Raw genomic sequence first — 20,084 nt, 5'->3', positions numbered from 1 at the left:
CTACCGGCGCCGGTTGGCGCTGGCCGGTCGCGGTTCCGGTGGGGGGACTCTTATTGCGGCCAAGTCTGCGAACGCAGCGGGAGGACTGTCAAGGTAAATGAACCATGGGTCATTGTTCATTTAAGGAGCGGGACCGCGCGGCGCCCGGGTCCCGGACTCAGACGTACTGGGACACCGCCAGCAGCATGTCGACGCGGCGGCTGTCCGACGCCAGGGGCATGACCAGCGTGCTTACCGTCCGGTGCGGCTTGCCGACCTCGCGAAGGTCGTCGTCCAGGACCGCCGGCTCGCCGGTCCTGGTGATTTCCTCGAGCCTCGGCTGCATGGACGCGAATTTCCGGGGCTGGTAGATCTCGTGGAACCACTGGCCGGTACTGTCGCGGTTCCAGGCGTCGACGATCCCGGTGCCGACCAGCCGGTGCCGGAACGCCAGGCGGTCCGGCCGGCGATGCACCTCGATCAGGTTCACCCACGGCAGCAGGCTGGGGATCTCGACCGGATCGATGTCCTGCCGCCCGGGGATCCCGCCGGACAGCTTTCTGCATCGCATCCAGTAGGCCAGCGCCAACTGGTGGACCGGATGGGTCAACCGCCGTTCCAGAGGGTGTGCGAGGATGTGTCCCATGGGTCCCGTCGAGCCGTGCCGATTCGAATATGATCGTATGTAGATCGTTCATCAAGGGAATAACCATAAAATCCATACTCGCATGACGGGATTTTAAGAAACGGTCACGAGTTGATCGGCGGGTCGCCGCGGACCATTGTTGCCGGGCAACCGTTCGAACGAGGCCGCGATGACCGAGATTGCCTACCTTTCCGCCACAGATATCGCGGCTCGGATACGGGACCGGCGGCTCGGCTGCGTGGACGTGCTCGAGCATCTGCTGGATCGGGTGGAGCGCCACAATCCCGGCCTGAACGCCATCGTCGTGCTCGACGTCGAGCGCGCCAGGGCCCGGGCCGAGGCCGCCGACGCGGCGCTGGCCCGCGGCGACGTCTGGCGCCCGCTGCATGGCGTGCCGATGACCTTCAAGGAAAGCTACGACATGGAGGGGCTGCCCACGACCTGGGGCCTCCCCGAGTTCGCCGACCGGCGGGCCCGGCAGGACTCGACGGTGGTGCGCCGGATGCGTGCCGCCGGCGCCGTGCCGTTCGGCAAGACCAACGTGCCGGTGCTGCTCGCCGACTGGCAGAGCTACAACCCGGTCTACGGCAGCACCAACAACCCTTGGGACGTCACGCGCACGCCCGGCGGTTCCTCGGGCGGCAGCGCCGCGGCACTCGCCGCCGGGCTGACCGGGCTGGAGGCCGGATCGGACATCGGCGCCTCGATCCGCAACCCGGCGCATTATTGCGGGGTGTACGGCCATAAGCCGACCTACGGCATCGTGCCGATGCGCGGGCACGCCCTGCCGGGGGTGCTGTCGGCCGCCGACATCTCGGTCGTGGGGCCCTTGGCGCGATCGGCCGCGGACCTGGAGGTCGCGCTCGACGCCATGGCCGGCGCCGACGGGCTCGACGCCGACTGCTGGCGCCTCGAGATGCCGGAGGATGCCCGATCCGACCCGCGCGAGTTCCGGGTCGCTGTGATGCTGACCGACCGGAACTGCGCCCAGGACGACACCTTGACGTCCAAGCTCCAGGACACCGTCGACGCGCTGGCGCGGCTCGGGGTGACGGTCTCGGACACCGCCCGGCCGGACTTCGACACGACCGAGTCGCACCGGCTGTACATCCAGCTGCTGCGGGCCGCGACCTCGGCGCGCCTCGGCGACGCCGATCTCGAGCAGCAGCGCCGGATCGCCGCCGAGGCGGCCCCCGAGGACCATGGCTACGTGCCGATGGTGGCGCGGGCGGTGACCCAGGGCCACCGGGACTGGCTGCGGGCGCATGAGCGGCGCACCCACCTGCGCGAGGCCTGGGCCGCGTTCTTCGGCGAATGGGACCTGCTGCTGTGCCCGACCGCCGCGTCGACGGCGTTCCCGCATCAGCAGAAGGGGCTCCGGCACGAGCGGACGATCCCGATCAACGGGCGCCCGGAACCGACGGTCGACCAGCTGTTCTGGGCCGGTCTGTCTTCGGTGGTGTACCTGCCGAGCACCGTGGTGCCGGTCGGCGCGGCGCGCGACGGCCTGCCGTGCGGGTTGCAGATCATCGCCGGCCACGGCAGGGACAAGACCGCCCTGGCATTCGCCCGGATGATGGAGATGCAGTACGGCGGATTCGTCGCTCCATCCGGGTACAGCTAGGGTGGTAGAGTACCTCACGGTAATTGCGTCAACCCTCCCTTAACGAGTCCGGGGTACTTTCCAGGCGAACGACGGAACTGGGATCCGCAATGGCCACGGCAAACGACGTCTCTCCCGACGGTCCGGTTACGCCGGACAGCCGGGCAGTGGCGACTGCCATCAAGCAGCACGATCGCTACGTGAAGCGCCTTCCGGGTGGCCGGCGCGCGCTGCTGGCCAACATGCGGCTGGACGGGATCAACCTGAGCGGACGGCGGCTGGACGAGGCCGACTTCACGGGCGCTTCCCTGGTCGATGCCAAGCTCGACCGGGCGGTCCTGTGCTTCGCGACATTCTTCGGCGCCGACCTGACGCGGGCGCGCCTCGACGGTGCCGATCTGACACGCGCAGACCTGCGCGGCTCGTGCTTCCGGGGGGCTTCCCTGTGCGGTGCCAACCTGGCGCAGGCCGACATCCGCGAGGCGGTGCTGGCCCGGGCCTCGGCCTCGGGCCTGTCGGGCCTGTCCGCGCAGTCCGGCGCGCCGGACCTCTCCGGCGTGCGGGCCCACGGTGCCGACTTCACCTCGGCCCGGGTCGGGCAGTCCTTCGCCGTCCGCGCCGATTTCACCGGCGCCCAGATGCGCGGCGTGTCGTTCCAGAAGGCGGACCTGCGGACCGCGGTGTTTCGCAACGCCAACCTCGAAGGCGCGCAGTTCGTCGGCTGCAAGGCCAGCGAGGCTGATTTCCGGGGCGCCATCCTGACCAATGTCGTGCTCGAGGACAGCGACTTCACCGGCGCCAATCTCACCGGCGCCATCATCGACATCGCTCTGCTCGATCACCCGGCCCTGAACAAGGCGATCAAGCCCCAGACCGACCAGGAGGCCGGCCTCGATCTCCCGGCGCTGCTGGCCGCCCACCGCTCCTGGGTCGAGACCAACTCGGGCAGCGGTGCGCGCATGGTGCTTTCGGGCATGATGCTGCCGAAGGTGAACTGGGCCGGGCGTGCCCTGGCGGCGGCATCGCTGCGCGGCATGGTGCTGTTCGCAGGCGACCTGAACGGTGCCTCGATGGCGCTGATCGACCTGACCGGCAGCGACCTGCGGCAAGCCAACCTGCGGTCGGCGGACCTGCGCGGCGCGACCTTGAGCGATGCCCATCTCAACGACGCGGATCTCCGGGGAGCCGACCTCGGGCCGCTGGCGATGGCCAGCCACTCGCGCGAGATCGCGGCCAACGGCGTCGGCGCGGCATTCGTCGGCACCCGCCTGAACGGTGCCAGGCTGGTCGGCATGAACCTCAGCGGAGCCGATCTGCGGCGGGCCGACCTGTCCGACGCCGATCTGACCGGCGCGGTTCTGCGCGGCGCGATGCTCGAGGGGGCCCGGTTGCAGGGCGCGGTCCTCGACGGCGTCGACCTCGACGGCGTACGGGGACTGTGAGCGTGGGCGGTTGCGGAGCACCGGCCACGGCTTCACCGAAGGAGGAGCCCCCCGTGCAGGCCCGCTCGGTGCCGGTGGACGCCTGGCCGATTGCCATGTTCATTCTGGCCAACGACCGGATCGCCGACGTCAACACCGGTGGCCTGCAACTGATCGGCGGGTCCGGCCCGAGCGACGTGGTCGGACGGCTGGTCTCGGAGGTCATCGTCCTCGGTGATCCGGTCTCGGTCGAGCTGGATGGCAAGGGCACGCCTGACGGCGCCGGGACCCTGTGGCGACATGCCCTGATCCGGCCGTTGTCCGGCGGCGCGTTGCCGGTCCTGGTGTCGAGCGGTCGGGACTGGACCGGCGGCGGCGAGGACCGCCGGGCCCTGGTCGTGGTTCCGGCCGCGTCCGAGCGCGGCGGCGTCCTGGACGTCGAAGCCCGCGCCGAGTCGCGCGGACGGATCGCCGACGTCTTCGCCAACCTGGCGCATGAGATGCGTACGCCGCTCAATGCGGTGATCGGCTTCGGCGAGATTCTGCTCGGTGAGCATTTCGGGCCGCTGGCCGGCCGCTACAAGGACTATGCCCGGGACATCGTGGGGTCCGGCTATCACCTGCTGGCCCTGGTGAACGGCGCCCTCGACCTCGGGCGGGCCAGCGCCGGTCCGGCCTCGCTCGACGAACGCCCGGTCGAACTCCGCTCGGTGCTGTCCTCGGCGGTCGTCATGCTGGAAAGGGCGGCGCACGACAAGTCGATCAAGATCGACGTCGACGGCATCACCGGGATGCCGCTGGTGTATGCCGACGAGACCCGCATGCGGCAGCTGTTCGTCAACCTGATCGGCAATGCCATCAAATATTCGTCGCATGGCAGGCCTATCCGGATCTCGCACCGGGTCGCAGCGGGCGGGGACGTCTGGATAGACGTCGCCGACGGCGGCAACGGCATGACCCGGGACGAGATCGCCATAGCCCTGCTGCCGTTCGGTCGGACCGAGTCGGCGATCCGCACCGGCGAGGCCGGCACCGGCCTGGGCCTGCCGATCAGCCAGGCCATCATCGAGGCTCATGGCGGCCGGATGTCGATCGACAGCGCGCCCCGGCGCGGCACCACGGTATCGGTCATGCTGCCGGCCGACCGGCTGGTCGCCGCACCGGGCCATGGCGGACTCCTGAACCTGCTCTGACCGGCGGACCGGGATTGCCCGGTCGCTGACCGCCGCGCATGATCGCGCGAGGCTGGAGCAGGGAGGGTGCGCAATGACCCGGATCACCCGCGTCGAGGTTCACGAGTTCGGCTTCGATGCCGTCAATCTCGGGCGGGCCGCCGAGGGCGGCAGCATCGGCTCGCTGAGCTTCCGCAAGGGGGCGACCTCGCGGGTCTCGAAATACGCGGTACGCATCGAGACCGCCGACGGCTGCCGCGGCGAGTATGTCACCCACTGGGTGGCGTCGCCGTCCGCGCTCGGCCAGACCCTGATGCTGGCGCCGCTGCTGCTCGGCCGGCATGCCGAGCAGCGCGAGGGCATCTGGGACGACCTCAAGCGCGAGGCCCGGCAGTTCGACCACATGGGCCACGGCCCGATCGACATCGCGCTGTGGGACTGGACCGGCAAGCAGCTCGGGTGCTCGGTCGCGACCCTGCTGGGAGCCCATCGCGAACGGCTGCCGGCCTATGCCTCGACCTATCACGGCGACCGCTCCGGCGGCCTCGACAGCCCGGAGGCGTTCGGGGAGTTCGCGCTGCAGTGCCGGCAGATGGGCTATCGCGCCTTCAAGGTCCATGGCTGGCACGACGGCGACCGGCACGAGGAGGCCGCCAACGTCCTGAAGGTCCGCGAGATGGTCGGAGACTCGATGACGCTGATGCTCGACCCGGCCTGCGAGTTGCGGACCTTCGCCGACGCGCTCCACGTGGGCCGGGCCTGCGACGAGGCCGGCTATTTCTGGTACGAGGATCCGTTCCGGGATTCCGGCGTCTCGGCCTTCGCGCACAAGAAGCTGCGCGAGATGATCCGCACGCCGATCCTGCAGACCGAGCACGTCCGCGGCATCGAGCCGAAGGCCGACTTCCTGATGGCCGGCGGCACCGATTTCCTGCGCTCCGATCCCGAATACGACATGGGAATCACCGGGGCGATGAAGATCCACCATCTCGCCGAGGCCTTCGGGGTCGACGTCGAGGTGCATGCCTGCGGGCCGGCGCACCGCCATGTGATGGCGGCGACCCGCAACAGCAACTACTACGAGGTGGCGCTGGTCGGGCCGGACTGCCCGAACGCCGTGCCGCCGGTCTATGCCTGCGGCTACTCGGACCAGCTCGACTGCATCGGCAGCGACGGTTGCGTCTCCGTCCCGACCGGTCCCGGCCTCGGGGTGATCTACGACTGGGACTTCATCGTCAGAAACCGGACCCGCCTGGAGGTCTTCGAGGTCAAGTGAAGGCGCCGTCCGGATCGGAGCGACGGGGGCTCCGGCTCGGGCTGCGCTTCAGGCGGCGGAACCGGCTCAGGCGACGGCTGCTGATTGCCCGCCGGCTCCTGCAGCTTGCCGAGCAGCCGGGCCAACTCGTCGGCCTCCCGGTCGTCCAGCCGGTCGGCGAAATGCCGGGCGATCGCCTGGCGGTAGACCGGCCACATCGACTTCAGCAGGGTCCCGCCGGTGTCGGTGAGCCGCAGAACATGGCCGCGGCCGTCGTCGGGGCAGGGCCGGCGTTCGGCGTAGCCGGCCTTGACGACCCGGTCGAGCAGCCGCGAGAGGTTGTACTGCGCCAGCAGCATCCGGTTCTGCAGTTCGAACGGTCGCAGGCCGTCGGGCTCGGCGCGCCGGAGTTCGAGCAGCGCGTCGTACCACACCAGCGGCGGCATGCCGGCGGCCTTGAGGTCCGCCTCGACGGCCTCGAGCAGGGCCTGCGAGACCCGGACGAGCCGGGCCCAGGCGGCGACCGCCCGATCCGATGGAGGCGATGAGGGCTCACGCATCCCCGGACGATATGTGTCTGCGGCACCGGCCTCAAGTGCCGTCGCAGGGTAATCGGGTGAACGGTGTTGAGGTCGGCAGCCCGTCGCTTCGTGGCTCCCGGAGCCGCCCCGGATCAAGTCCGGGACTCTCCGGGATGACGATGGAAAGGGCGGAGCAAGTCACTGCAATCGGCGGACTCGCTCCCATTCTCGTCATTCCGGAGGGGGCGCGAGAGCGCACGGCTCCGGAACCCACCCGCCGCTCCTATCCTTCACCCGATTGCCCTCAAGTGCCGTCGGCGCGGCCGCTCATCTTGCGACCAGCCTGCGGTACAGATGCCAGGTGGCGTGGCCGAGGACCGGCATGACGACCGCGAGGCCGATGAACAGCGGGATCGTCCCGACCACCAGGCCGGCGGCGACGATCAGCCCCCAGGCGGCCATCGGCACCGGGTTGGCCAGGACCGCCCGGATCGAGGTGCCGATCGCCGGGTAGAGGCCGATGTCGCGGTCCAGCAGGATCGGGAACGACACGACGCTGACGGTCAGGACGACGACGGCGAACAGGAAGCCGACCCCCATGCCGATGGCGATCATCGCCCAGCCGGCAGCGGTGCCGAAAACCGCCTGGACGAATGCACCGACCGAGGCGGGCGGCTCCGGTCCCAGGGTCGCCTGGAAGATCCCGTAGGCGACCAGCAGCCAGAGCAGGAACGCTGCGAGCAGGTAAAGGCCGAGAACCGCGATCGCGCCGAAGGCGGGCGACCTGATCACCCCGAGCGCGTCCGCCCAGGTCGCCTCGAGGCCACGTTCCCGGCGGCGGCTCATCTCGTACAGGCCGATGGCGGCGACCGGCCCCAGCAGCGCGAAGCCCGACGCCATGGGGAAGATCAGCGGCAGCAGGTCGTAGCCGAATGCGAGATGCGCGAGGAACAGGCCGGCCGCAGGATAGATCAGGCACAGGAACAGGACGTCGGTCCGGCTTGCCCGGAAGTCGTCGAGGCCCTTCGACAGCGCATCCCGTAGGTCCCGGATCTCGATTCGGCGTATGCCGGCGGTATCGGCAGGCGCCGCGGCCTCCGCCCCGCCGACCGCGTGCCCGGTAGCCTCGATCGCGGTCTGCACTCTCTTAAGTTGATCCAACCCCCATTCGAGGGGATTACGAATTTGCGCTCCAGTGGCCATTTTCCAAACTCCCGAACGTCTGGTCCGAGGCGGCAGGGCCGGTCATGGGCTGGCGTCGGATCGGCGCCGGTCACGCGATCAGCCGCGACCCGCCGTAGGTCTCCAGCATACGCCGAATCCCGAGCGACGCCATCTTCACGGCTGTCCCGGCACGGCAAGTCAGTTCGGAGCGGCGCCGTCTCCGGTCTCACTGCTGCCGCGGTCACGGGGCCGGCGCCGGCGTCGCGCGGTCCTCCCTCGTGCGATCCGCCATGGGACCATCGGACCGTCGCGAATGACATGGCTACACGTAAACCGTGTTGGGGTATCCTGTCTCCGTGTTGCAGGGAGGGGGGCATGCATCGACATTGGGCGGCCGTCGCCGTCGCCGCCTGGGGAGTCGCGACAGCGACTCCGGCGCGCTCGGCGATGCCGGAGGACTATGCGGACCTGACGCTCGAGCAGCTCCTGAAAATCGAGATCACATCGGCAGCCAAACGTCCGGAATCGATAGAGAACACTCCGGCCGCGGTGTTCGTCCTGACCAACGAGGACATCCGACGGATGGGCGCGCGGTCGATCCCGGAGGCGCTACGGATGGTACCCGGGTTGAACGTCGCCCAGATCACGGCCAGCTCCTGGTCGATCTCCTCGCGCGGATTCAATGGCCGGTTCGCCAATAAGTTGCTGGTGCTGATCGATGGCAGGACCGTCTACACGCCCTTGTTCTCGGGGGTGTACTGGGATCGTCAGGACACGCTCCTGGAGGATGTCGAGCGGATCGAGGTCATCCGCGGGCCGGGGGCCGCGCTGTGGGGCGCCAACGCGGTGAACGGCGTCATCAACGTCATCACCAAGCACGCCCGGGATACCCGGGGAGGCTTCCTGTCGGCCGGGGCCGGATCCAACGACGAGATCCGCGGCGAGGGACGGTACGGCGGATCACTCGGCGAGAACGGTCACTACCGGGTGTACGGCAAGGCATTCAGCGAGGGCAGCAGGGCCGGCAACGACGGGGTCGGCGGCGCCGACGACTGGCGGTCGGCGCGTGCCGGTTTCCGCGTCGACCTGTCCGAGCCGGGCGGCGACACCTGGCACGTCCAGGGCGGGTCGTTCAGCAGCGTGGTCGGCGACGGCTACGTGGGTCCGACCCTGACCGCCCCGTATTCCGAGCGCCTCGAGGTCGACGGCGAGGTGACCGGCCATTTCGTGCTGGGAAGCTGGAGCCGCGAGCTGTCCGCCGGCAACCAGGTCGAGATGCGCATGTACTATCAGCGCGACGCCCTCGTCGATCCGCGGGTTGAGGAGGAGCGCGACACGGTGGACGTCGAGGCCCTGCACCGCTTCGCGGTGGGCGACCGTCACCGCATCGTCTGGGGGGCTGGCGGCCGCTACAGCCGCGACAATCTCAGCGAGAGCTTCGCCGTCGACTTCGAGCCGGACAGCGACGACCTCTACCTGATCAACGCATTCGCCCAGGACACCCTGCAGTTCTTCGGCGGCGACGTTGAGGTCACCGCCGGCACCAAGGTCGAATACAACAGCTACACCGGCCTGGAGATCCAGCCGAGCGTTCGGGGGATCTGGCACCTCGACGACCGGAACTCGACCTGGGCGGCGGTCTCGCGTGCCGTGCGCACCCCGTCCCGGGCGGAGAACGACCTGGACATCGCGGCGATCGTGATCCCGCCGACGGCGGGAGGGCTGCCGAGCGTGGTGCGCTTCATCGGCGACCCGTCGGTCACGTCAGAGGACCTGCTGTCGCTGGAAGCCGGCTACCGCTGGCAGGCCGACCGGAACCTGTCGTTCGACGTCGCGGCCTTCTACAATTTCTACGATCGACTGGTCAGCTCGACCGCAGGAACGCCGTTCGCAGCGTCGTCCGACGGGACTTCCTACGTGGTGGTCCCGCTCGACACCGCCAACGACGACGAGGCCGACGTCTACGGCCTCGAGGTCGTCGGCAACTGGCGACCGGCCGAATCCCTGCGGCTGCAGGGCTGGTACGCGTTCCTGCAGACGGACTACGCCCAGAGCGCCGATTCGAACCACCAGGTGGCAGCCCGCAGCCTTTGGGACGTGACGCCGACGGTGACGCTCGACGCTACCGCCCGCTACGTCAGCGAGATCGACGTGAACGATACCGACGCCTATGTCGAACTCGGCGTTCGCCTGGCCTGGCGGCCGGTACCGAATCTCGAACTGGCTATCACCGGTCAGAACCTGCTGCACAGCGAGCGTCTGGAGCTCAATGGCGACGCGGTGGCCGGCACGATCTCGACGAAGGCCGAACGCTCGGTCTTCGGGTCGGTCTCGCTGAAGTTCTGAAGGCATGGCGGGGCGCCAAACCAGCTTCCGGTCGATGCGAGCGATCCGCCGATTGCTCCTTTCGGCCTGCTGGACAGCGGTGCTGCTTGGAGCGATCTGGCGGCCGTACGCCGCGGAGGCGGAGCCGAACGACCAGCCCCGGGAGGCGGCGGTGAAGGTGGCATTCGTCTACAACTTCGCGAAGTTCGCGATCTGGCCGGGAGAGCGGTTCCAGTCGACCGAGGACCCGATCGTGCTGTGCGCGCGCCACGGCGATCTCGACCGCGAGGCGCTGCACGCCATCGAAGGCCGTCCGGTCGGCGGACACCCGATCCTGGTCCGGATGCTCGATCCGGGAGCGGCGATCAATGCCTGCCACATCTACTTCGCGAGCGGGTTCGCCTCCGAGACCGCGCTGCAGGACGTGCTCGCGCGGGCTCGCCGTGGCGCCGTCCTGCTGGTGTCGGACAAACCCGGCTTCGCCGGCCTCGGCGGGCATATCGGCTTGATCGAGGATCGAAAGCGCCTGCGATTTCAAGTAAATCTGCAAGCAGTCACCCAGGCGGGGGTCAGGTTGAGTTCGAAGCTTCTGCAACTGGCGGAGATCGTCGAGGCGGTGAGGAAGTGATGCCCGGCTGGGTCTCCAACCTCTCTCTGCGCGCGAAATTCATTGCGGCGACCATGCTGGTCGGAACGGTCGCGACGGCATTCGCGACCATCGGCTTCCTGCTGTATGCGAACGGCGCCACCCGGTCGGGAATGGTGCGCGAGATCACGGCGCTGGCGCAGGTGCTGGCGGAGAACACCGGCGCCGCCCTGGTTTTCAACGACCCCGTTGCAGCGACCCAGACCCTGTCGGCCCTGCGTGGCCGGACCGACGTTGTCGCCGGTCGCCTGGTCGGCCCGGAGGGCGAGTCGTTCGCGCGCTTCGGGACCATGCCGGGCGGCGGCGTGCCGGCGCTCAGTGCGGGCGCACGGTTCGACGAACGCGGGCTTTGGGTCCGGCAACCGGTGTGGCTGAACGGCGAGGTCGTCGGCGCGGTCGAACTGCTCGCCTCGCTGCGGGTCCTGCGCGAAGAGCGCAACGCGCTGCTGGCGATCGCCGGGGTGATTGCCCTGCTGTCGACGATCATCGCCTTCGCCCTGTCGTCGATGCTCCAGCGAACCCTGGTGCGGCCGATCATGCATCTGGCCGGGGTGATGAACCAGGTCAGCACCGATCGCGCCTATGGCCGTCGCGCCGACCGGCAGACCAACGACGAACTCGGCGACCTGATCACCGGATTCAACGACATGCTGGGCCAGATCGAGGCGCAGCACGGCGAACTGGAGATGTACCGGGCGCAGCTGGAACGGCTGGTCGTCGAGCGCACGGCGCAGCTGCAGGAGAGCAACGACCGTCTCGAGGCGACCGTGGCCGACCTGCGGACGTCGAAGGCCGAGCTGGAGGCGGCGAACCGGTTCAAGTCCGAGTTCCTGGCCAACATGAGCCACGAGCTCCGGACGCCGCTCAATGCGATCATCGGGTTCTCGGAGATCATGGCGGACCGGATCTACGGTCCGCTCGGCGACGCCCGCTACGAGGAGTACGCGCGGGACATAGGGCAGAGCGCCGAGCACCTGGTCGGCATCATCGGCGACATCCTGGACATGACCCGCATGGAGTCCGGACAGCTGGCGCTCCGCGAGGAGGCCGTGGATGTGGGTACGCTGATCGACGATGCCCTGCGGATCGTGCGGCCGCTGGTCCGGGCCAAGGAGATCGATCTGCAGCGGCCGGCACCGGGGTCGGCCGCGGTGACGCTTCGCTGCGATCCGATGCGGGTGCGCCAGGTCCTGATCAACCTGCTGTCCAACGCCGTCAAATTCACCGAGGCGCGCGGCCGGGTCTCGGTGGCGGTCCAGGCCGACGACGGCCTGCGGGTGACCATCGCGGACACCGGAATCGGGATCGCCGAGGCGGATCTCGGGCGGGTCCTCACGCCGTTCGCCCAGGTCGAGAACGCGTTCTCCCGCCGCTATCAGGGCACCGGGCTCGGCCTGTCGCTCAGCAAGACGCTGATGGAGCATCACGGCGGCCGCCTGGAACTGACCAGCCGGCTGGGCGAGGGCACCTCGGTCGTGCTGTGGTTCCCGACGTCCCGGCTGTCCGCCGAGGGTTAGCGATCGAAATCGACCACTAGGAGGTCAGCAGCGGCTCGGCTGGCTGTACTCTCTGGCCTCCAGGAACCGCGGATTGGAGCGCTTCAGGCGCTCGACCACGAGGGTCTGCAGCACCGCGTGGATCGGGCCCAGCAGGTCGTCGTCATACTCCCCGTCGCGGATCTCGCGGGCGAGGTCGGCCATCAGGGCCTTCACCCGCTCGCCGGAGTCGCCGCCGGCGCGATGCACGTTGTCCTGGCCGTACAGCTCGGCGAAGGCGTCCAGCACCACGCGGGCGGGCTCGTTGCCGGCTTCGAGTTCGCGCCGGGCGATCGCGAGCGCGCTCGCGACCATCAGGGCGGTGTATCGGGCGCCGCCCTCCAGTCCCGGCAGGACCTCGTCGCGCAACGCTGTCTCGGCGGCGCCCAGGAGGGCGAGGCGGTCGGGGCGGTCGAACATCAGGCGGCCTCCTCGATGCGGCGGATCTGGGCCAGCAGGTCGTATTCCATCTCTGCGGCCTTGCGCGCGGTGAGCGCCAGCTCGATCGAGAACTCACGCCCCGACAGGTGGCGTTCGCCCTGCTGGACGGCGATGATCGCCCAGCGGGTGGTGGCCAGAACCTCCCAGTACGGCACCTGCGCCCAGTCGAGCGGGCGGCCGGACACCGCTTCGTAGCCGCGCTGGAAATCGGCGCGCAGACCGATGCCGCCGACCTCCCGGTCGTCGGCCCCGAACCGCCAGCACCGCGCACAAAGCCAGCCGATATCCTCCATCGGGTCCGACCAGCTCGCGAACTCCCAGTCGAGGACCGCGGTCACGCTCGGTCCGTCGGTCGCATCCACCATCAGGTTGCCGCAGCGGAAGTCGCCATGTCCCAGCACCGAGGCCGGCGCGGTCGGCGCGTTGCGGTCGAGCCACCGGATCGCCCATTCGAGCACCGGGTACGGATGCGGCAGGGCGTCGAGCTGCTCGACGAACTCGGCGACCCGCCGCCGGGCCGGCGGCCGCGGATCGGTACCCAGGAAGGCCAGGCTCGGCTGCGGCGGCGTGATGGTGTGAATCCGCGCGAGCTCCCGGCCGATCGACTCGGTCAGGGCCGGCCGGTGCGGGTCCAGGGCCGGCTCGCGGGCGAGGGTGCGGGGATTGGCGGTGCCGGCGGCCCGGCGCATCACGTAGGACGGCTTGCCCAGCACCTCGCCGTCGGGGTCGACGGCCAGCGGCTCCGGGACGGTGACCCCCACGGCGTTCGCGGCCTTCAGCAGGGCGAATTCCTCGATCCGGCTGCGGCTGAACGAGACCCCCGAGGGCGCATCGGTCCGCAGCACGAGCCCGAGGGTGCCGGCATGCGGTCCGTCGGTCACCAGGGCGTCGAAGGTCCAGTTCTCCTGGATCGCGCCGCCCGGCATCTTGGCCGGCTCGGTGATCCGGACCTCGCCTGCGCCCAGGGCCCGTGCGAGCCAGCGGCCCAGGGCGTCTCGGTGCTCCGCCCGCATGGCCTACATGCCCCACGACCAGAAGTCGCCGCGCTCCTTCTGGTAGAACCGGGCCAGCACCATCTTGTGGACCTCGGAGGCACCGTCCACCAGGCGCGCCTGGCGGGCGTAGCGGTAGATCCATTCCAGCGGCGTGTCCTTGGAATAGCCGCGGGCCCCGTTGATCTGGATGGCGATGTCGACCGCCTCGTGCAGGGTGTCGGCGACGTGGATCTTCGCCATCGACACCTCCTTGCGGGCGAAGTCGCCGTTGGACAGCTTCCAGGCCGCCTTCATGGTGAGCAGCCGGCCGATCTCGATCTTGTAGGCGAGGTCGCCGAGCATGGTCTGCACGGTCTCGCGGTCGGCCAGCCGGACCCCGAAGCCCTCGCGGCGCTCGGCATATTCGAGGGCGATCTCCATGGAGCGCTTGGCGAGCCCGAGCCAGCGCATGCAATGGGTCAACCGGGCGGTGCCGAGCCGGATCTGGGTGAGCTTGAGGCCGTCGCCGACCGCCATGACGCGGTCCCTGTCGTCGATCTCCATGCCCTCGAATTCGATCTCGCAGTGCCCGCCATGCTCCTCCGGTCCCATGATCGGAATCCGGCGGATGATCCGCCATCCCGGCTGGTCCCTGTGGAACATGAACGCTGTCAGCCCCTTGCGCGGATCGTCGGAGGTGCGCGCCATCAGGATGAAGTGCGCGGCCTCCTCGGCGCCGGTGATGAACCATTTGCGGCCGGTGATCCGCCAGCGGTCGTTGCCGGCGGGCTCCGCCTTGGTCAGCATCATGCCCGGGTCGGACCCGGAGCCCGGCGACGGCTCGGTCATCACGAAGGCCGAGCGCACGCTGCCGTCGACGATCGGCTGCAGCCAGCGCCGCTTCTGGTCCTCGGTCGCGACCCGGTTGAGGACGAACATGTTGCCGTCGTCGGGGGCGGCGCAGTTGAAGCAGACCGGTCCGAAGATCGAGCGGTTCATCTCCTCGTAGGCCGGGGCCATGCCGACCTGGTCGAAGCCGAGGCCGCCCATCTCGCGCGGCATCTGCGGCGCCCACAGCCCGGCCTCCTTGACCTTCGCCCGCAGCGTCGCGAGCCGGTCGAGGCGGATGTTGTCGTGCTCGTCATAGGCGCTGGGGTCGGCCTCGACCGGCACGATATGCTCGGCGACGAAGGCACGGACCTTGGCCCGGTACGCATCGACCTCGGCGGGGAGGTGAAAGTCCATGGGGGGTCGCTCGGCTGGTTTCGACCGGGCTAAGATACCGCCGCCGCGCCGCGGCGCAACGCATCAGACCCAGAAGAAGAGGGAAACATCCCATGAGCATCAAGCGCTTCCAGACCGCGACCCGGATGAGCCAGGCCGTGGTCCATGGCGGCACGGTCTATCTCGCGGGCCAGGTGGCCCAGGGGGCCGGCGGCAAGAGCGTCGCCGAGCAGACCAAGGACATCCTGTCGCGCATCGACGCCCTGCTGGCCGAGGCGGGCAGCGACAAGGAGCACGCGCTGTCGGCCACGATCTGGCTGAACAGCATGGACGACTTCGCCGAGATGAATTCAGTGTGGGACGCCTGGGTGCCGGCCGGCCACGCCCCGGCCCGGGCCTGCGTGGAGTCGCCGCGTCTGGCTGCTCCGCAGTTCACCGTCGAGATCGGCATCGTCGCCGCCGTGAAGTAAGGCGATGGATCGGGGCCGGCGCGGCATCCGCGTCGGCGCCGGTTCGTTCAGCGCGTACGACCCTGCGGTCCGGCGGTCAGCTGTCGAATCCAGGCCTCCTGGTCCGGCGTCTCGATCGCCCCGGGCCGGGCCTTCCGCACGACACGGACCGCCTCGTCGGCCGGCAGGCCGCCGGCGACCAGCAACGCGGCGACCACGGTGCCGCTGCGACCCCGTCCGCCACGGCAATGCACCAGGATACGGCCTCCGCCGTCGAGAACCGCGATCAGGCGATCCCGCAGGGCCGGCCAGGCTCGCTCGAAGGCGGCGTCGGGGACCATGAAGTCCTCGATGGGGGCGTTGAGCCAGGTGATCCCGACAGCCGCCAGCCGGTCCGCGAGGTCGCTCCAGCCGTGGCGTTCGGCCTCTTGCGCGGTGGTCAGGCCGAGTACGGTGGACGTCCCCCAGGCGGCGATCGCGGCCGGATCTTCGCCTCCGGCCGGAATCGGTCCCAGCCCCAGGCGGGCGGGCCAGGGTCCTTCGGCGACGGCCGCGATCGGGTAGGAGCTCAGCCGACGTCCCGGATGAACCGGCCGATGGTCGGTGCGATGTTCTCGCGCCACTTGCGGCCGTTGAAGATGCCGTAGTGGCCGACGTTCCGCTCCAGGTGGTCGCGGCGCCGGGCCTCCGGGATGTTCGGCGTCAGGCGATGGGCGCCCAGGGTCTGGCCGGGCGCCGAGATGTCGTCCAGCTCGCCCTCGACGGTCAGCAGGGCGGTCTTGCGGATCGCCTCGGGGCGGACCGGCAGGCCGCGCCAGGTCATCACGCCGCGCGGCAGCTGGCGCTCCTTGAACACCCGCTGAACGGTCTCGAGGTAATACTCCGCCGGCACGTCCATGACCGACAGGTACTCGTCGTAGAAGCGCTGCTTCGACTCGGCGGAATCGTCGTCGCCCTCGATCAGGTGCCGGAACATCTGCATGTGCGCCGCGAAATGCCGGTCGGGATTCATCGCGATGAACGCGCCGATCTGCAGGAAGCCCGGATAGACCCGGCGATGGGCGCCCGGATAGTAGGCCGGGACGGTGGTGATGCAGCGGGTCTCGAACCAGCTCATGTCACGGTCGTCGGCCAGCTGGGTGACGACGGTCGGGGCACCGTCCGGATCGATCGGGCCGCCCATCAGGGTCATCGACGCCGGCTGTCCCGGGTCGTCCTGGTCGGCCAGCAGCGCCACCGTGGCCAGCGTGATCGGGGCCGGCTGGCAGACCGCGATGACGTGCAGGTCCGGCGCCAGGTGGCGCATGAAGTCCATCAGCACCTGGATGTAGTCGTCGAGATGGAAGAAGCCCTGGCTGAGCGAGATGCCGCGGGCGTCGATCCAGTCGGTGACATAGACGTCGTGGTCGGCGATCAGCGCCTTCACGGTGCCGCGCAGCAGGGTCGAGAAGTGCCCGGACATCGGGGCGACCACCAGCACCTTCGGATCCTGCCGCGTCGTGTCGCGGCGCACATGGACCAGGTTGCAGAAGGGCGTCTCCAGGACCGGGTCGAACGACACCGCCGCCGGCCCGTCGGGCGTCTCGGCGGTCTCGATCTCCCAGTCGGGCTTGCCCCGGTGCTTGATCATGCCGTCCAGGACCTCGACCCCGGCCTCGAGGGCGCGGCCGAAGGCGATGTAGGACAGCGGGGCGAGGGGATGGCCGTTCAGGGCTACGGTGGTCTGCGTGAACAGTCGGACCGGGGCGAGCAGGGCCCGCTGGGTCTCGTACAGGGAATAGAGCAAGGCCGGTAACTCCGTGCCGTGACGGAAACTTGCCGAAAAAGTCCGCTATCAGGCTCCCTGAATCCTAAAAGATCAAGATTGACCGATCGTTAATCATGTGGGTGAAACGAGTCTCGTCGTCATATGACCTGATGAGGGGCGGAGCGGCGCCGGGCGCCGCTCCGCCCGGGTCGTCAGGCCAGCAGCAGGCCTTCCAGATTCTCGATCAGGAAGGTCAGGCCGATGCCGGCGATCACGGCCCCGGCCAGGCGGGGGTGGATCGCATGCCGATCGGCGGCGTTCCAGACCCGGAGCACCAGATAGCCCGACCCGGCGGCGATCGCGTACTGGATCAGCGAGAAGCCGGCCAGGTAGGCGACCAGCGGGGTCGGCTCGGCGCCGACGATGCTCTCGCCATAGGCCCAGCCATGAAACAGGCCGGCGACCGCGAACAGGCCGAGAAGGGCAGGGCTGGCGATCCGGCGGCCGGACAGCACGATCCCGCCGAGCAGCAGGATCGACGCCGCGATCACGAACTCGGCCGCCGGCAGCACGGTGCCGGCCACCTGGAGCAGGCAGCCGGCGACGGTGGCCGCGACGAACGCCAGCGGTGACAGCAGGCGATGGCCGGTGAACGCGGCGGCCAGGCCGACCGCGATCACGAAAGCCAGATGATCGACGCCGATGATCGGGTGGCCGAGGCCGGAAAGCAGGCCGGTCGCCAGCGTGCCGGGTGTCTCGCCGCCCATGGGGTGATGGGCGAGGACGGGGCCGATAGAGCCGGCCAGGGCGATCGGAACGAGCGCCAGGATATGACGGGGATTCATGGTGTCTGTTCTCCTCGGTCGTCCACCCGACGACCGTCACGGGTTTCACTGCGGCGGCAGGTCTCCTGGCTTGCGCGTCTTCGCGTCTCACCCGGCCTTCCCACCCCGGATCGGGGCAGTGGCGAGTAGGGTGACGCTCGGCGCTCACAGTTGCGGGGGCAGCCACGGACTCGGCCCCTGATGGGTACGCCTCACCGTGTTCCCTATTGTGCCGTCTCCGCGTCGGCTCGGACGGCACCGCCGGGAGCGAGTGTCGGGGGATGCGGCATGGCGTTCAAGTCCCGAATTCCCGGCGCCGCGCGCATGGCCGCCCGGGACCGCATCGTGATAGAGTCTCGGCCCTGGAACAGCCCCGGTCTTCGGAACATGGACGGATCGAGCATCGCGCGCGCGGCCAGCGAGCCCCCGGTGATGTGCCACGACGCGACGGCGACCGTGGAGGCCCTGGACCGGCTGTACCGGAGCCAGATCGAGTTCCTGCAGTCCCGCTTCCGCGTCTACGAGGGCGGCGACCACGGCGGGCGCGCCCGGGCGGTCTACCCGATGGCCCGGCTGGTGGTCGACGAGGACCATGCCCCGCTGCCGTCGGCGACCTTCGGCTTCGCCGACCAGCCGGGCGTGTACGAAGGCACCTTCACGCGAATCGACCTGTTCCGCGGACATCTGCTGAAGCAGTTCGCGCGCATCATCGAGAATCACGGCGGACCGATCGAGGTTCGGCTCTCGGAAACCCCGATCCCGCTGCCGTTCGCGTTTCCCGACGGCATGATCGTCGGCGACGGCTTCGACGCCGCGGCCATGACCCATCTGAAGCGGCATTTCGACATGCCGGCGCTGGCCCTGATGGACGACCGGATCGTCAACGGCGAGCTGGCCGCGGAGCCCGGCGAGCCGCTGCCGCTCGCGCTGTTCACCGCGCCCCGGGTCGACTACTCGCTGCACCGCCTGCGGCACTACTGCGGCACCGGGCCCGACGCGTTCCAGAACTTCGTGCTGTTCACCAACTACCAGGTCTATGTCGACGGCTTCGTGCAGCGGGCCGAGGCACTGGTCCGCGACCCGGACAGCGGCTACACCGCCTTCGTCGAGCCCGGCGGCCGGGTGCTGCGCAAGGACGGTACCGCGGTCGGCGTTCCGGCCTCGCGGGCGCCGCAGATGCCGGCCTATCACCTGGTCCGCGACGGCCACCAGGGCGTCACCATGGTGAACATCGGGGTCGGTCCGTCGAACGCCAAGACCATCACCGACCACGTGGCGGTGCTGCGGCCGAACGCCTGGATCATGCTGGGGCACTGCGCCGGCCTCCGGAACACCCAGCGGCTCGGCGACTATGTGCTGGCGCATGCCTATCACCGCGACGACCACGTGCTCGACGACGACCTGCCGGTCTGGGTGCCGATCCCGGCGCTGGCCGAGGTCCAGGTCTCGCTCGAGCAGGCGGTGGCCGACGTCACCGGCCTGGATCCGGTCGGCGTGAAGCGGATCATGCGGACCGGCACGGTGGCGTCGACCGACAACCGCAACTGGGAACTGCGCGAGCAGCACGAGCCGGACCGCGCGCTGTCGCTGTCGCGGGCGATCGCCCTCGACATGGAGAGCGCCACGGTCGCGGCCAACGGCTTCCGCTTCCGGGTGCCCTACGGGACGCTGCTGTGCGTGTCCGACAAGCCGCTGCACGGCGAACTGAAGCTGCCGGGAATGGCCGACGACTTCTACCGCCGGCAGGTCGCCCAGCATCTGGACATCGGGTTCCGGACCATGGAGCTGTTGCGCGCCCTGCCGCCGGAGCAGCTGCATTCGCGCAAGCTGCGCAGCTTCAACGAGGTGCCGCTACAGTAGGTGGCGTCAGAAATAGTTCTTGTTGGCGCCGGCGAGGGCGTCCGGCTCGGCCGCGCGGCGCAGGGTCAGCACCGCCCCCCGGATCGTCAGGGTGTCGCCGACCCGCTCGATCGAGAGCCCGCGGCCGTCTGCCGACGCCAGTTCGACGTCGACCCGCTCGGACGGCGAGCCATGCCGCCCGAGCAGCGCCGCCAGAGCCTCGGCGAGGTCGTGCACGGGATCCGGATCGGGGCGGCGTTCCAGCACCTTCAGACGGGCATTCGGCATCGAACTCTCCTCGGCGGGTCCGTTGCTGAAA

19 protein-coding genes and 1 riboswitch are annotated in these 20,084 nt (G+C 69.5%); of the genes, 9 read left to right on the top strand and 10 right to left on the bottom strand.

The window, feature by feature from the left end; translation table 11 throughout:
* Positions 1-157: 157 nt before the first annotated feature.
* Complete coding sequence (locus RIC31_RS25800) at positions 158-589, bottom strand: PAS domain-containing protein (protein WP_350115133.1); 432 nt, start codon at positions 587-589, stop codon at positions 158-160.
* A gap of 205 nt (positions 590-794) precedes the next feature.
* On the opposite strand from RIC31_RS25800, the gene RIC31_RS25795 reads away from it, so the two are divergent.
* The 4 genes from RIC31_RS25795 to RIC31_RS25780 all read left to right on the top strand — a co-directional run bounded on the left by RIC31_RS25795 (position 795) and on the right by RIC31_RS25780 (position 6,097).
* Positions 795-2,249: an amidase gene (locus RIC31_RS25795; RefSeq protein WP_350115130.1), complete on the top strand. Its 1,455-nt coding sequence runs from the start codon at positions 795-797 to the stop codon at positions 2,247-2,249.
* 146 nt (positions 2,250-2,395) lie between these two features.
* Positions 2,396-3,670, top strand: a complete 1,275-nt coding sequence (locus tag RIC31_RS25790; RefSeq protein WP_350115127.1) for a pentapeptide repeat-containing protein — start codon at positions 2,396-2,398, stop codon at positions 3,668-3,670.
* 53 nt (positions 3,671-3,723) lie between these two features.
* Positions 3,724-4,842: a sensor histidine kinase gene (locus RIC31_RS25785; RefSeq protein ID WP_350115124.1), complete on the top strand. Its 1,119-nt coding sequence runs from the start codon at positions 3,724-3,726 to the stop codon at positions 4,840-4,842.
* A 73-nt stretch (positions 4,843-4,915) separates the two neighbouring features.
* Positions 4,916-6,097: an enolase C-terminal domain-like protein gene (locus tag RIC31_RS25780; RefSeq protein WP_350115121.1), complete on the top strand. Its 1,182-nt coding sequence runs from the start codon at positions 4,916-4,918 to the stop codon at positions 6,095-6,097.
* Here RIC31_RS25780 and RIC31_RS25775 read toward each other — a convergent pair.
* Both RIC31_RS25775 and RIC31_RS25770 read right to left on the bottom strand, forming a co-directional pair.
* A complete protein-coding gene (locus RIC31_RS25775; RefSeq protein ID WP_350115118.1) occupies positions 6,037-6,636 on the bottom strand; it encodes a MarR family winged helix-turn-helix transcriptional regulator in 600 nt (199 codons plus the stop codon). The genes RIC31_RS25780 and RIC31_RS25775 overlap by 61 nt on opposite strands.
* A gap of 288 nt (positions 6,637-6,924) precedes the next feature.
* Entirely contained in the window at positions 6,925-7,740 is an 816-nt protein-coding gene (locus RIC31_RS25770; protein WP_350115114.1) for a DUF2189 domain-containing protein, read from the bottom strand.
* Between the two features lie 396 nt (positions 7,741-8,136).
* Here RIC31_RS25770 and RIC31_RS25765 point away from each other — a divergent pair, with 396 nt between their 5' ends.
* From RIC31_RS25765 to RIC31_RS25755, 3 genes are read left to right on the top strand one after another with little or no spacing between them, the layout of a single operon-like run.
* A complete protein-coding gene (locus RIC31_RS25765) occupies positions 8,137-10,107 on the top strand; it encodes a TonB-dependent receptor plug domain-containing protein (RefSeq protein WP_350115111.1) in 1,971 nt (656 codons plus the stop codon).
* Positions 10,108-10,111: 4 nt separating this feature from the next.
* Positions 10,112-10,714 (top strand): YfiR family protein, encoded by a 603-nt coding sequence (locus tag RIC31_RS25760; protein WP_350115108.1) that lies wholly within the window; start codon positions 10,112-10,114, stop codon positions 10,712-10,714.
* A complete protein-coding gene (locus RIC31_RS25755; protein ID WP_350115105.1) occupies positions 10,714-12,249 on the top strand; it encodes an ATP-binding protein in 1,536 nt (511 codons plus the stop codon). The genes RIC31_RS25760 and RIC31_RS25755 overlap by 1 nt, the downstream gene beginning before the upstream one ends.
* A gap of 24 nt (positions 12,250-12,273) precedes the next feature.
* Here RIC31_RS25755 and RIC31_RS25750 read toward each other — a convergent pair whose 3' ends face one another.
* Genes RIC31_RS25750 through RIC31_RS25740 form a run of 3 tightly spaced genes read right to left on the bottom strand, consistent with a single transcriptional unit; the run spans position 12,274 to position 14,927 of the window.
* Positions 12,274-12,687, bottom strand: a complete 414-nt coding sequence (locus RIC31_RS25750) for a DUF6285 domain-containing protein (protein WP_350115102.1) — start codon at positions 12,685-12,687, stop codon at positions 12,274-12,276.
* Positions 12,687-13,721, bottom strand: coding sequence for a phosphotransferase family protein (locus RIC31_RS25745; protein WP_350115100.1), 1,035 nt, complete (start codon positions 13,719-13,721; stop codon positions 12,687-12,689). The genes RIC31_RS25750 and RIC31_RS25745 overlap by 1 nt, the downstream gene beginning before the upstream one ends.
* Positions 13,722-13,724: 3 nt before the next feature.
* The gene (locus tag RIC31_RS25740) at positions 13,725-14,927 is read right to left on the bottom strand and encodes an acyl-CoA dehydrogenase family protein (protein ID WP_350115098.1); all 1,203 of its coding nucleotides are present in this window, start codon (positions 14,925-14,927) and stop codon (positions 13,725-13,727) included.
* 92 nt (positions 14,928-15,019) lie between these two features.
* Between RIC31_RS25740 and RIC31_RS25735 the strand changes: the two genes are divergently transcribed.
* Positions 15,020-15,376, top strand: coding sequence for a RidA family protein (locus RIC31_RS25735; RefSeq protein ID WP_350115096.1), 357 nt, complete (start codon positions 15,020-15,022; stop codon positions 15,374-15,376).
* Between the two features lie 47 nt (positions 15,377-15,423).
* Here RIC31_RS25735 and RIC31_RS25730 read toward each other — a convergent pair whose 3' ends face one another.
* From RIC31_RS25730 to RIC31_RS25720, 3 genes are all read right to left on the bottom strand, one after another.
* Complete coding sequence (locus RIC31_RS25730) at positions 15,424-15,978, bottom strand: phosphatase domain-containing protein (protein ID WP_350115093.1); 555 nt, start codon at positions 15,976-15,978, stop codon at positions 15,424-15,426.
* On the bottom strand, positions 15,924-17,141 hold the full coding sequence (locus tag RIC31_RS25725) for a polyhydroxyalkanoate depolymerase (protein ID WP_350115090.1): 1,218 nt from the start codon (positions 17,139-17,141) through the stop codon (positions 15,924-15,926). The genes RIC31_RS25730 and RIC31_RS25725 overlap by 55 nt, the downstream gene beginning before the upstream one ends.
* Positions 17,142-17,314: 173 nt before the next feature.
* Positions 17,315-17,947 carry a HupE/UreJ family protein gene (locus RIC31_RS25720; protein WP_350115087.1) on the bottom strand — a complete coding sequence of 211 codons (633 nt, stop codon included), beginning with the start codon at positions 17,945-17,947 and terminating at the stop codon, positions 17,315-17,317.
* A gap of 38 nt (positions 17,948-17,985) precedes the next feature.
* Positions 17,986-18,203: riboswitch (cobalamin riboswitch) on the bottom strand.
* A gap of 110 nt (positions 18,204-18,313) precedes the next feature.
* Here RIC31_RS25720 and RIC31_RS25715 point away from each other — a divergent pair.
* Positions 18,314-19,786: an AMP nucleosidase gene (locus RIC31_RS25715; protein ID WP_350115084.1), complete on the top strand. Its 1,473-nt coding sequence runs from the start codon at positions 18,314-18,316 to the stop codon at positions 19,784-19,786.
* 6 nt (positions 19,787-19,792) lie between these two features.
* Here the strand turns inward: RIC31_RS25715 and RIC31_RS25710 are convergent, their stop codons facing one another.
* Positions 19,793-20,053, bottom strand: a complete 261-nt coding sequence (locus tag RIC31_RS25710; RefSeq protein WP_350115081.1) for a hypothetical protein — start codon at positions 20,051-20,053, stop codon at positions 19,793-19,795.
* Positions 20,054-20,084 lie beyond the last annotated feature (31 nt).

Source organism: Thalassobaculum sp., from assembly GCF_040219615.1.
In the GTDB taxonomy this organism is placed as follows: Bacteria; Pseudomonadota; Alphaproteobacteria; order Thalassobaculales; family Thalassobaculaceae; genus Thalassobaculum_A.
Note: the sequence above shows the minus strand (reverse complement) of the source record. Positions and strands in the feature narration are given on the sequence as shown.